The sequence below is a fragment of the Ruegeria sp. AN6 genome, from assembly GCF_056540425.1.
On sequence record NZ_JBQFWR010000013.1, the window covers coordinates 82637 to 94990 of the forward strand.

At 54.3% G+C, this 12354-nt stretch carries 8 protein-coding genes; 4 read left to right on the forward strand and 4 right to left on the reverse strand.

All coding sequences use genetic code 11. The features are described from left to right. Window positions 1–47: 47 nt before the first annotated feature. Entirely contained in the window at window positions 48–1169 is a 1122-nt protein-coding gene (dnaN, locus tag ACR0MQ_RS18050) for a DNA polymerase III subunit beta (RefSeq protein WP_010442547.1), read from the forward strand. A gap of 39 nt (window positions 1170–1208) precedes the next feature. Further along, window positions 1209–2306: a DNA replication/repair protein RecF gene (gene recF / locus ACR0MQ_RS18055; RefSeq protein ID WP_170775904.1), complete on the forward strand. Its 1098-nt coding sequence runs from the start codon at window positions 1209–1211 to the stop codon at window positions 2304–2306. On the opposite strand, the gene ACR0MQ_RS18060 is transcribed toward recF, so the two are convergent. Further along, window positions 2303–2869 (reverse strand): carboxymuconolactone decarboxylase family protein, encoded by a 567-nt coding sequence (locus ACR0MQ_RS18060; protein WP_170775906.1) that lies wholly within the window; start codon window positions 2867–2869, stop codon window positions 2303–2305. The two genes, recF and ACR0MQ_RS18060, sit on opposite strands and share 4 nt — an antisense overlap. Window positions 2870–2967: 98 nt before the next feature. On the opposite strand from ACR0MQ_RS18060, the gene ACR0MQ_RS18065 reads away from it, so the two are divergent. Beyond that, window positions 2968–3540, forward strand: a complete 573-nt coding sequence (locus ACR0MQ_RS18065) for a TetR/AcrR family transcriptional regulator (RefSeq protein WP_170775908.1) — start codon at window positions 2968–2970, stop codon at window positions 3538–3540. Window positions 3541–3642: 102 nt separating this feature from the next. Continuing rightward, window positions 3643–6060: a DNA topoisomerase (ATP-hydrolyzing) subunit B gene (gene gyrB, locus ACR0MQ_RS18070; protein WP_170473682.1), complete on the forward strand. Its 2418-nt coding sequence runs from the start codon at window positions 3643–3645 to the stop codon at window positions 6058–6060. Between the two features lie 214 nt (window positions 6061–6274). On the opposite strand, the gene ACR0MQ_RS18075 is transcribed toward gyrB, so the two are convergent. The 3 genes from ACR0MQ_RS18075 to ACR0MQ_RS18085 are packed head-to-tail and all read right to left on the reverse strand — an operon-like array spanning window position 6275 to window position 12354. Continuing rightward, entirely contained in the window at window positions 6275–9232 is a 2958-nt protein-coding gene (locus tag ACR0MQ_RS18075; RefSeq protein WP_480609939.1) for a type I restriction endonuclease subunit R, read from the reverse strand. A gap of 15 nt (window positions 9233–9247) precedes the next feature. Further along, window positions 9248–10519, reverse strand: a complete 1272-nt coding sequence (locus ACR0MQ_RS18080; protein WP_480609941.1) for a restriction endonuclease subunit S — start codon at window positions 10517–10519, stop codon at window positions 9248–9250. Beyond that, entirely contained in the window at window positions 10519–12354 is a 1836-nt protein-coding gene (locus tag ACR0MQ_RS18085; RefSeq protein ID WP_480609943.1) for a DUF262 domain-containing protein, read from the reverse strand. Before ACR0MQ_RS18085 ends, ACR0MQ_RS18080 begins: the two co-directional genes overlap by 1 nt.

Here is a 12354-nt window from a genome sequence, read left to right on the forward strand (position 1 = left end):
TTGCCAGTCCCGCCCATGTAAGCACTCAAGTCAGAGGAACTGAGGGTATGAAGATCAGCATCGAACGCGGCACCCTTCTAAAGGCCGTTTCGCAGGCCCAATCTGTTGTTGAACGTCGCAACACCATTCCGATCTTGGCCAATGTGCTGATCGAAGCCGAAGGGGATCAGGCGCTGTTCCGAGCGACTGATCTGGATATCGAGGTTGTCGACAAGGCTCCTGCGCAGGTTGAGAAAGCGGGCGCGACAACTGTCGCCGCCACAACGCTGCATGAGATTGTGCGCAAGCTGCCCGATGGGGCGCTGGTGACTTTAACCGCCGACAGTGCTGCTGGCCGATTGACGGTTGAGGCCGGTCGGTCGAACTTCTCGCTGGCGACGCTGCCGAAAGAGGATTTTCCGGTTATGGCGTCCTCGGAATACCAATCGAACTTTACGGCGTCGGCTGCGCTGCTGCGACGGTTGTTCGACAAATCGAAGTTCGCCATTTCTACCGAAGAGACCCGTTATTATCTGAACGGTGTCTACATGCATGTCGCGGATGGTTCTGAGGGCGGCAAGGTGCTGCGCTGCGTGGCGACCGATGGCCACCGTCTGGCGCGCATTGATGCGGACCTGCCGGACGGAGCGGCGGATATGCCGGGTGTAATTGTTCCCCGAAAGACCGTGGGTGAACTGCGCAAGCTGTTGGATGATGATGAAATGGACATCGCCGTCTCGGTCAGCGAAACCAAGGTGCGGTTTGCAACGCCAGACATCACGCTCACCTCGAAAGTGATTGATGGGACTTTCCCGGACTACACGCGCGTCATCCCTCAGGGCAACACGCGCAAGCTAGAGGTTGACGCTGCCGAATTCGCGCAGGCCGTGGATCGTGTGGCGACCGTTTCGTCCGAACGGTCACGAGCTGTAAAACTGCAACTGGATGCGGACAAGCTGGTTCTGTCAGTGAATGCACCCGACAGTGGTGCGGCTGAGGAAGAGTTGGCTGTCGCCTACGGGGATGAGCGTCTCGAAATTGGGTTCAATGCCAAGTATCTGCTGGAAATTGCGTCTCAGGTGGATCGCGAAAACGCTGTGTTCATGTTTAATTCCGCTGGTGATCCGACACTGATGCGCGAAGGCAACGACCAAAGCGCTGTTTACGTCGTAATGCCGATGCGCGTCTGATTGCCCCGACCGGGTGATCTCTAACGAAAGGGAGGGGTCATGGGATTGGCCCTGACCGAACTTACGGTTTCGCATTTTCGGTCTCACAAGCTGGCGCGGTTGTCCTTGGACGGGCGACCCGTGGCGATCCACGGGCCGAACGGGGCCGGCAAGACCAACATTCTGGAAGCAGTCTCGTTATTTTCACCCGGGCGCGGGATGCGACGGGCAAGTGCCGCCGAGATGACGCGGCGGCCCGAGGCATTGGGGTGGAAACTGTCTGGTTTGCTGGAAGCTCAGGGTCAGCGGTATGAGATTGAAACGTGGTCCGAAGGTGGCGCAGCACGTCAGGTTCGGATTGATGACAAGGCGGCCAGTCAGATTGATCTGGGCAAGTTGGCGCGCGTTGTTTGGTTGATCCCCTCGATGGATCGCTTGTGGATTGAGGGTGCCGAGGGTCGGCGGCGGTTTTTGGACCGGATTGCGCTGAGTTTTGATCCGTCTCATGCCGAAGCCTCACTGATCTATGAAAAGGCGATGCGCGAGCGGAACCGATTGCTGAAAGAGCAGGTTCGAGACGCCCATTGGTATGCGGCGCTGGAAGGACAGATGGCAGAGATGGGGCACCGTATCCACGCGGCACGAAGCGCGGCTCTGGAGCATTTGCGCGCGGCTCAGGATCAAGCGGAAACGGCGTTTCCTTCGGCGGAGTTGGAACTTGTTCAGACCGAAGGAGCGATGCCTGAAGCTACGGAAGATTTGCGCGAAGCGTTGAATGAAAGCCGGTTTCGGGATTTGGCAGCGGGCCGTACGTTGGTTGGGCCGCATCGTTCAGATCTTTATGGAGTGTTTGCGGCCAAGGGTGTGCCCGCCAAAGACTGTTCCACCGGAGAGCAAAAAGCGCTGTTGGTTTCGCTGATCCTATCGAACGCGCGGGCGTTGGCGGGCATGGTCGGGGCGCCACCGATTGTGCTGTTAGATGAGGTCGCTGCTCATCTGGACGCGGACCGTCGCGCCGCGCTTTACGATGAGATTTGTGCGCTGGGCGCTCAGGCCTGGATGACGGGCACCGGGCCTGAGCTATTTGCGGAATTGGGCGACCGGGCCCAAACATTGGTTGTAACCGAGGGCGACGAAGGCTCGGTTGTAACTGCTTAGGCAGGCTCGCTGACTTTACGCTCCCACAGGAAGCCGCGCATAACCTGGTCGACCGGTGTTTTTGCCATGTGATTCACGTAGTTCGACATGGTTTTCTGCGCCAGTCCCAGAACCACGTCCAAAACCGCGCGGTGGGAATAACCTGCTTCGAAGAACGCCTGCAGTTGTTCTTCGGTCGGGTTGCCACGGGTTTCCATCACCTGCAGGGTGAAAGTGCGCAGTGCCTCAAGCTTTTCCGAGGGAAGCGGAGTTTCGTTGCGCAGTGCCTCTGTGATCTCGTCCGAGACCTTCATCATCTTAGCGATTCCAGTGTGGGCAGGCACGCAGTAATGGCATTCGTTTTCTACGTTGATTGTCTGCCAGACAACGGTCTTTTCGTCATTGTCGAAGTCGGTCTGCAGGAACAGGCCGTGCAGAACCTGATAGCCTTCCAGGTGCTGTGGGCTTTCGGCCATTACTTTGTGCAGACCGGGCAGGCGCCCGAATGCAGCCTGAGATTTCTCAAGCAGCGGCTTGGATCCTTCTGGGGCAGATTCGAGGTCGTGGGACGGGAAATTGGCCATGTCAAACTCCTGTTTCTGGCGAGATGGGTCGTATTTAGGGTTTCTTGAGCGATCACTCAAGTATATATTTGAGCGAACGTTCAAGTATTGGTGAGACCATGCCCCGCAAGCCCTCATACGACCGAGACGCACTAATCGCGCAGGCACGTGATATTTTTTGGCGTCACGGCTGGGCAGGAACGTCACTGAAAGACCTTGAGCGCGAGCTGAAGCTGAAACCGGGCAGCTTCTACGCGGCGTTCGGGTCGAAAGATACGCTCTACGCCCTGGCGTTAGAGCGGTATGCGCAGGATGGGGTTGCCAGCATGAGGACCTTGGCCGAGGAACTGGGGCCGCTCGGCGCGCTCAAGGCGCAGCCACGTCGCGTAATCGAGGCATCAGAGCTGCCGACCAAAGCCTGCATGTTGGCGAAAACTTTTGCCGAGTTGCAGGCCAAGGATCACGATCTGGCCGCTCAGGCACGTACTCATATGGTTTCGATGAGGACTTGTTTTGCAGACCTGTTTCGCCGCGCGCAGGATGCCGGAGAAATCGCCCCTGATCATGACCCGGACCGCCTTGCCTCGCGCTATCAATCTGACCTTTTAGGGCTGCGATTATCGGCCGAACGCGACGATGTGAACGCAGCAGAGATCGCCGAAGATATTGCAGCAGACCTCGATCGGCTTTGATCTGCAAATAAAGCGGATCAGAACCACAAAATGTTGGGGGATCGCGTGACATTCCCCACCAGAAAACGTATAAGTTACCAAAATAATATAGGTACTAACGGCATGTCCGAAGACGCACAGGCACCCCAGGAATACGGCGCAGATTCCATCAAAGTTCTCAAAGGCTTAGAGGCGGTTCGCAAGCGCCCAGGCATGTATATCGGGGACACGGATGATGGCTCGGGTCTGCACCACATGGTATACGAGGTCGTGGACAACGGAATTGACGAGGCGTTGGCCGGTCATGCCGACCATGTGACCGTGAAAATCCACGCCGATTCCAGCGTTTCGGTCAGCGACAACGGTCGCGGTATTCCGGTCGATATTCACCCCGAAGAAGGCGTTTCGGCTGCCGAGGTCATCATGACCCAGCTGCACGCGGGCGGTAAGTTCGACAGCAACTCGTACAAAGTGTCGGGTGGTCTGCACGGTGTGGGTGTATCGGTGGTGAACGCACTATCCGATTGGCTGGAACTGCGCATCTGGCGCGCTGGCAAGGAGCATGTGGCGCGGTTTGAAGGTGGTGAGACTGCAGAACATTTGAAAGTTGTGGATGAGTGCGGCGATCGCACTGGAACCGAGGTGCGCTTTCTGGCCTCGACCAATACGTTTTCGAATCTCGAGTATTCATTCGAGACGCTGGAAAAACGTCTTCGCGAACTGGCGTTCCTGAATTCGGGCGTGCGGATCATCCTGATCGACGAGCGCCCGGCAGAGCGGTTGGAAACCGAGCTGTTCTATGAAGGCGGTGTCAAAGAGTTCGTTAAGTACCTTGACCGGTCGAAAACTCCGGCCATGCCCGAGCCGATTTACATCAAGGGCGAGCGCGACGATATTGGCGTCGAAATCGCGATGTGGTGGAATGACAGCTATCACGAGACGGTTCTGCCCTTCACCAACAACATCCCGCAGCGCGATGGCGGCACCCATGTGGCGGGCTTTCGGGGCGCGCTAACTCGGACGATCAACAACTATGCCCAGTCCAGCGGCATCGCGAAGAAGGAAAAGGTCAGCTTTACCGGCGATGATGCGCGTGAAGGTCTGACCTGTGTGCTGTCGGTGAAAGTACCTGACCCCAAATTCTCATCCCAGACCAAAGATAAGCTGGTGTCGTCCGAAGTGCGCCCAGCGGTCGAGGGTCTGATGAACGAAAAGCTGTCCGAGTGGTTCGAAGAAAACCCGAACGAGGCAAAGGGCATCGTCGGCAAGATCATCGAGGCTGCCTTGGCCCGAGAAGCCGCCCGTAAGGCGCGCGAACTGACCCGCCGCAAGACGGCGATGGATGTGAATTATCTGGCCGGAAAGTTGAAAGACTGTTCCGAGAAAGACCCATCCAAGACCGAAGTTTTTCTGGTAGAGGGGGACTCGGCTGGTGGTTCTGCTCAGACGGGTAGGGATCGCCTGACGCAGGCGGTACTGCCCCTGCGCGGTAAAATCCTGAACGTCGAGCGCGCACGATTTGACCGGATGCTGTCGTCACAGGAGATCGGTAACCTTGTGATGGCGCTAGGCACCGGCATTGGTCGCGATGAGTTCAACATCGAAAAGCTGCGCTACCACAAAATTGTCATTATGACCGATGCGGATGTCGATGGTGCGCACATCCGGACCCTGCTGCTGACGTTCTTCTATCGACAGATGCCGGAATTGATCGAAGGGGGGTATCTCTATATCGCGCAACCGCCACTCTATAAAGTTTCTCGAGGTAAATCTGAGGTTTACCTGAAGGACCAGGCTGCGCTTGATGAATATCTGGTTAATCAAGGTGTCGAAGGTGCGGTTCTAAAGCTTGGTTCCGGTGAAGAATTAGTTGGCCAGGACCTGACCCGCGTCGTCGATGAAGCGCGTCAACTGAAACGTGTACTGGATGCGTTCCCAACCCATTACCCGCGTCATATCCTTGAGCAAGCCGCCGTCGCCGGTGCTTTTGTGCCAGGTGCGGTGGATGCTGACCTGCAAGGCGTGGCCGACAAGGTTGCGGCCCGTTTGGATTTGATCGCACTGGAATATGAACGCGGCTGGCAAGGCAGGATCACACAAGATCACGGCATCCGCCTGGCCCGTATCCTGCGCGGCGTGGAAGAGGTTCGCACCCTGGACGGCCCCATGCTCCGCTCGGGCGAGGCGCGCAAGACCGGCAGCTTCACCCAAAGCCTGCAAGAGGTTTATAACACTCCGGCGACCCTGATCCGCCGCGATCGGTCTCAAATCATCCACGGCCCGCTGGATTTGCTGCGCGCGATTCTGGAAGAGGGCGAAAAGGGCCTGTCGCTGCAACGCTATAAGGGTCTGGGTGAGATGAATCCGGACCAATTGTGGGAAACCACACTCGATCCAGATGCTCGGACACTATTACAGGTTCGAGTTGACGATATGGTTGAGGCCGATGACCTGTTCACCAAGCTTATGGGCGACGTTGTGGAACCACGCCGAGAGTTCATTCAGAAGAATGCGCTAAGCGTCGAGAATCTGGATTTCTGATCTAGTTGTAGGGACGCGCACAAACCTGCACGAACCCCATAAGTCTGCATGATTTGCGCATTAGTTTGCGCGATTTCAACTCAGAAGTGCAGAATGCCGATGCCATTTCTGCTATTGGGTGAGCCTCGAGTTCTAGACTTAAGGCAAGGATAGAGTTGCAGGTGTGTGCTTCCGCTGGGTTTTGCGCATTGGTGAGCTCAACAAACCACTAGGTTTACTCTACGGGTCTGTGGTCTCCTGACTTTAGAACTTGTTCCATCATGCGCATGAGAGCTTCGTGAAGACCTGATTTGAAATCGTCATCTGAGGCGTACTTCTTGTAAAGGTCGATTTCTCGCCGACGTTCGTTGCGCATTGCTTTTTCAAATAGTGCTTCACTGGCGATGCGTCGATTTTGTTCGTCAGGGTTGGATACAACCTTGTTCTGAAATGCAGGGTCGCTCATTGCGTGGTTGAGGATATTGATCAGCTTGATTCTTTGCTCCTCCGGTGTCGCATCCCAACCATTGAAATAGCGTTCGTTGAAGGCGGCTACGATCATGTCTAAAGGGTCTTTTTCTGGGTCATCGTGACCACCTCGGGGGTTTGGATTTGGCGGATCAATCTCACTGCCAGAGTCATCCAGGCCGATAGTATGACCAATCTTCACCCGTTCCAGACCGTAGGTAGTTAGATCGACACTCTCCATGAGACCATCAATTTCATCCTGATCTTTGTCTTTGACCTTCATTTCAGGGATGAGGAACTTCAGGAACCAGTGCAACATCTCCCAGTCCGCATTTTCAAACGGGATGATGCAGGCCACCTGGGCGTAGATTTTCACGAACTGTTTGGCCTTGATCTTGATGTCGATCTTCTCGTCATCTTCAAGTTCATCAAACCGGCCAGCCGCAGTATCAAGGATCGGCGATAACTGATCCGCCTCGACACCATCAAAGAACAATTCATTGAACTGAACCACTTCGTCCCACTCATAGATGCCCGTGTCATCAAGGTGATCCTTCAGATCATGCAGGACGTTCACGTCGGTCGGCTGGCTCAAGGCCGTTGAGGTGTAGAACGGATCGAACGCATCCTTGATGTCCTCAACCGTGTTGTGGAAATCGAGGATGAAGGTCTCTTCTTTTCCGAGCTTTTTGTTGGACCGGTTGAGCCGTGACAGGGCCTGTACCGCCAATACGCCCTGCAATTTCTTGTCCACATACATGGTGGTGAGCATCGGCTCATCGAAGCCGGTGAGGAATTTGTTGGCCACGACAAGGATACGGTATTCGTCGTCTTTGAACTTCTTGGCTATATCGTTTCCTGGGAAGCCATTCAGGCTGTCCTCAGTGTGCTCCACGCCATCGACAAGTTTCTTGCCGGTAAAGGCTACCAAGGCCTTGTACGGGCTCCCTGCCGCGTTCAGGGCCTCTCTGATGGCCAGGAAATACCGAATGGCAGACTCGATGTTGCGGGTGACCACCATGGCCCGTGCCTTGCCCTTCAGCTTCTTGGGGCGAACCACGTTGTCACGAAAGTGATCGAGCATGATGGCAGCTTTGGTCTTGATCGTGTCTGGATGTGCCTCGACATAGGCCCGCAGCTTGCCCTGGGCCTTCTTGGTATTGAACTCGGGGTTGTCTTCGATGGATTTCTGAAGCTCGTAGTAGCTCTTGTAGGTGGTATAGTTCTTCAGCACATCGAGGATGAACTGTTCCTCAATCGCTTGCTTCATTGAATAGAGATGGAACGGCACGAACTTGCCTTCAGCGTTCTGCCGACCAAAGCGTTCCAGCGTGGTGTTCTTCGGTGTGGCGGTGAAAGCAAAGAACGAGGCGTTGTTACCCATCTTCCTGCGGGCCATAGCGGCCAAGATTTTGTCTTGCAGGTCTTCTGGCTCTTCCTCGTCACCACCACCGCTGATGGCTTCGTTCATCTTGTCGGCGGCACTGCCGGATTGCGAGGAATGGGCCTCATCAATAATCACTGCGAACTTCCGGTCGGACAGGTCGGAGATACCATCCAAAATCCATGGGAACTTCTGGATCGTGGTGATGATCAGTTTCTTGCCGTTCTCTAGCGCTTTTTTCAACTCAGCCGAGTCGTAGGCGTGGGCGACGACGTTCTTCACCTCTGAGAACGCCCGGATGTTATCCTTCAACTGCTTGTCCAGCACCCGCCGGTCTGTGACGACAATTACGCTATCAAAGATGTTGGCTGTACCTTCGGCATTGTAGGTTTCGATCAACTGATACCCGAGCCATGTGATGGAGTTCGACTTACCAGACCCCGCAGAGTGCTGGATCAGATACCGCTGACCAACGCCATTGGATTTCACATCGTTCAGCACTTGCCGCACCACGTCCAACTGGTGGTAACGAGGGAAGAACAAGGTCTTGGTTTTCTTGCCCGTCTCCTTGTTCTCTTCCTCCACCATCTTGGCAAAGTGTTCGATGATGTTGGTCAAGGACCGCTTCTCCAGCACCTCTTCCCACAGATACGCGGTCTTGTGGCCCACCGGGTTGATCGGGTTGCCCTTGCCGTGGCCATCGCCTTTGTTGAACGGCAGGAAGAATGTGCTCTTCCCGGCCAGTTTGGTGGCCATAGACACCTCATGGGTATCCACGGCGAAATGCACTAGACAGCGGCCAAATTCGAACAGCGGCTCACGGTGGTTCCGGTCTTGGTACTGCTTGCGGGCGTGGTGGACGTTCTGTCCCTTCCACGGCTGCTTTAGCTCCATGGTCACGATGGGAAGGCCGTTGATGAACAGCACCATATCGACCGAGTCCATCGGGGTGACGTTGGAGAAATGAACCTGCCGAGTGACCGAGAAGATGTTCGCGTCAAACAGCCGCTCTACCTCGGGGTTCAGGTTGTTGTAGGGCAGACGGTAGAGCAGCTTGAGATGAGCACTCTCGACGCTCAGGCCCTTCTTCAAGACAGTAAGGATACCATCCTTCTTGATCTTGTTGTTGAGCCGGTTCAGGACGCGGGCCTGCCAATCGGCATAGGGCCGCAGCTTGTCGAGTTCGTCAGACTGTGTTGCCTCAAGGAAAGCCCAAAACTGTTTGGTGTCCAGGGCCAGGTCTGCATCGAAGTCTTTGTTGCTACCCTGGGCATAACCAGCCGACAGAAACGCCGCTTCGATCAAATCCTCTAAGGCTTTCTCGCTCGTCTCACTGACCATGCCCAATACCCCTGCTTAAATCTTGATTTTACCCGTGACCGCGTTGGCGATCAGAGTTTGTTTGAATTCGTTGAGTGCCGTGATTTCACGTTCAATTGTGTCAACAAGCTCACTGAATTCGCGGTCTAATGACCTGCATCGGACAACAATTTTCTCCTGCTCCCCAACCGGCGGAGTGATGCAAGGAATGTCATAAAAGTCGTTTGTATAAAGAGGCGACATTCCTTCAACCACGCCGTAAACCGTGGCGGCAAAGGTTTGTATGTACGCCTTTGTATGAAACAGACGCTCAAAATATAACGATACAGCGGCACTTAAAGATCGAAAAACTGTATAGTTGTTAGTTATGATACCACGAGATGTTGCCGCCCAAAAAACACCTAAGTGGGCCTTGTACTTGTTGAGCACCATGTCACCGGGGTGGCAAAGCTGGAACTCGTCAAAACTCATGGCTTGAGTTGAATTTTCTTCCATCTCGGAGGTGGGAACGAGCCCGCGTCTCTGGGTCACTGATAGCTTGACCTCTGTCCCGTCTCTGTCTCGCCGAGTGACTGAACGAAACAAAAACCTTGCCCGTTTCAAATCCCAATGAGCCGGTATCTCGCCAATCCAGTCTACGCCGCTGTCTTTCATGGGGGCGTCGGGATTGAAGCCCTTGGTCACGGCGCGGTTGATCAGGATGGCCTTTTGTTCGTTCAGCAGATCAATCAACCGCCGCTTCTTGGCAATCGCCGCATCAATCTCAGCGGTTTTTTCGTCAAGAAAACTCACGATACGGTTCTGGGTGCCGAGATCGGGTAGCGGTGTCTTGATCGACATAAACGTGTCGATTTTGATCACATTCCGCAGCCCTGTGTAGAGCGGGCTAAGTCGTTTGTCGTAGTCCAGAGACAGATAGAAATAATTCAGGAAGCGAGGGGAAATTCCGGGCCGTGGTCGCAACACGGTATAGGCTCCGGTTATCATGCCTGCTTCTTCGGCCCGCCCAACCGCTCTGGGCGTCTCAGCAACATCGAACAGGCAGAATATCAGATCATCGGGTTCCACGATCTTGTAGGTGTCAAATTCAGCAGGGAACTTGCCCTTTGGGTTTTCCATATCCCGAGGGATCACACCGCCAAGGGTGAGCGACAACAATTTGTACTCAGATGCACGTTTGCCGACAGCAGCAGTCTTCTCCGTGAAGATCGCTTTGTTGCGAACCAACTTCCAATCCGATGGATACCTACCGACCCATGACTGTCCACTCTCTTGGTAGTCTTCATAATCGTGTTCTTGATCCAACATCACGCAGCCTCCCCATCCAGAAGGCGATCAGGCGACCAGATCAGTGCAGCCAGTTGGCAATAGAGGCGTGAGCGTTCCTCAAGGTCGGCCTTGGCAAAGCTATCATGAGAATGGAACGGCAGGTCGTGCTTGGTAATGGTCTGCCGGAACCCGGGGTTGTTGCTGTAAAATTCCTCGTGCAGCGACTGGGCCAGAGCGTTCTGTTTCAGGTAATGTGGCAGCTTCTCATCATAGGTCATATCGTTGAGGCTGGCGTTGATCTTCTTGGGCAACAGCAACAGTCCGCCAATGCGATTGCGATGCTGATCAAAGTCGTTCTGTTGGTCGAATTCTTCAGTGAAGCGGTCGTAGTGGTTCGCCCAGATATGCTCGACCTCATAGGCGTTCTTACCTGATCGGACGACGTAATCCTCGTAGTGCCCAGGTTCACCTGATTGCTGCTCCAACCAATCTGTGAAACGGGCCAGTTGTCTGTGGATCGTCTTACCGTTGGTCTTGTGCATGCCAAAGACCGATGTAAATTCAAGCGTCTCCATTTCACGGGTAAGTCGAGCGTGAAGAATGGTTCGGACTTCTTGCAAATCCTTGCGGCGAATTTCCTTCATGAAATTGAAGATTGTGTACTGCACTGTCGAATAATCGTTCGACTTGTAGTTCCACTGCCGCATGTTGAGCCAACTGTCAAGAAAGTCTGAGACCACCCCCACCTTGGCTGTCGCGGTCACGGTATCATCTGCCGGGCTGATCGCTGCCATTGACACATGGTGCTGCAATGTGAAGCCAGCATCAGCGTTATACTTTACGCTCTCCAGCCCCTTAGTTCGTGTGGCGGCTGCCTCCAGAAGCCGCAAAAACAGGTCTGCAAAGATCCGCATTTCATTGATTACGAACCCATAGAAATCATCACTGTTATTGAGACCGAGAACTTTTTCGTTGTGCCGAACCCAGCGGTGGTATTCCGTGCCGATCTTGTCGAAATCCTCTGGCTTGGCGTCCTTCTTCCTGGCCCTGATATCCCTGGCGTATTGTGATCTGAGCCAAGCCTTGAAGAAGTCCGCTTCAGTCTCTTTGCCATACTCTGCGAACTTGCCCAGGTACTTTTTGATGAGCGTGTCTGCTTCCAGCCGCTTAGCCGGGTCTTCGATGTTGGCCAGCAGATAGCCCTTCAGCATGTCTGTTGGTGAAAGTGACAGGCCACGGTCGTTCATCGTCTCGAAGATCGTGTAAGCATCACCGTCATCATGAGCGGTAATCTCGATCAGCTTCACGTTGCGGATGATCCACCAAATGAACATGTGGAGGGCATCGTCATTCATGTCCTTGGGGAAAATTTCACCAAGGTCTTCGTAACGTTCGACTAGATTTCGGACGGAGTCTGACTTGCCTTCGGGGTTGTACCCTTCGCCGTTCAGTAGAGCCGACATACAGTCATTGCGTTCCGGTATGTCGAGCTTGAACTTGTAGCCGCCGGGGTCCTCGTCAAATACCAAAGACTCGATCTTTTTGACCTTCTTGGCCATGTCGTTTTGGAGGTGGTTCAGATAGATCAGCAACAGCGTAAGCGTGGTAATGCGTTGTTGACCATCAACGATGTTACGCACATCGCCTGCTTTACTGATGACTATGGAACCAAGGAAGTATCGGGATTGCTCTTCCAAGGGCGTGTCAGGTTTGTTTGGATTCCAGGTTTGGAGAAACTGTCCGTGTAGGTCGTCCACCAGTTCCTGAAGCTGTTTGCGTTCCCAACGGTATTCGCGTTGGTAATAGTCGATGCCGAATGCAGCACCTGACAGCAGGACTTCGAGTGTTTTATCATCGCCTTCAATATTCTGCAT

What these genes read in the sequence shown, in the direction of transcription:
- dnaN (WP_010442547.1), top strand. Translation starts at nt 48, where the DNA reads ATGAAGATCAGCATCGAACGCGGCACCCTTCTAAAGGCCGTTTCGCAG.
- recF (WP_170775904.1), top strand. Translation starts at nt 1,209, where the DNA reads ATGGGATTGGCCCTGACCGAACTTACGGTTTCGCATTTTCGGTCTCAC.
- ACR0MQ_RS18060 (WP_170775906.1), bottom strand. Translation starts at nt 2,869, where the DNA reads ATGGCCAATTTCCCGTCCCACGACCTCGAATCTGCCCCAGAAGGATCC.
- ACR0MQ_RS18065 (WP_170775908.1), top strand. Translation starts at nt 2,968, where the DNA reads ATGCCCCGCAAGCCCTCATACGACCGAGACGCACTAATCGCGCAGGCA.
- gyrB (WP_170473682.1), top strand. Translation starts at nt 3,643, where the DNA reads ATGTCCGAAGACGCACAGGCACCCCAGGAATACGGCGCAGATTCCATC.
- ACR0MQ_RS18075 (WP_480609939.1), bottom strand. Translation starts at nt 9,232, where the DNA reads ATGGTCAGTGAGACGAGCGAGAAAGCCTTAGAGGATTTGATCGAAGCG.
- ACR0MQ_RS18080 (WP_480609941.1), bottom strand. Translation starts at nt 10,519, where the DNA reads ATGTTGGATCAAGAACACGATTATGAAGACTACCAAGAGAGTGGACAG.
- ACR0MQ_RS18085 (WP_480609943.1), bottom strand. Translation starts at nt 12,354, where the DNA reads ATGCAGAATATTGAAGGCGATGATAAAACACTCGAAGTCCTGCTGTCA.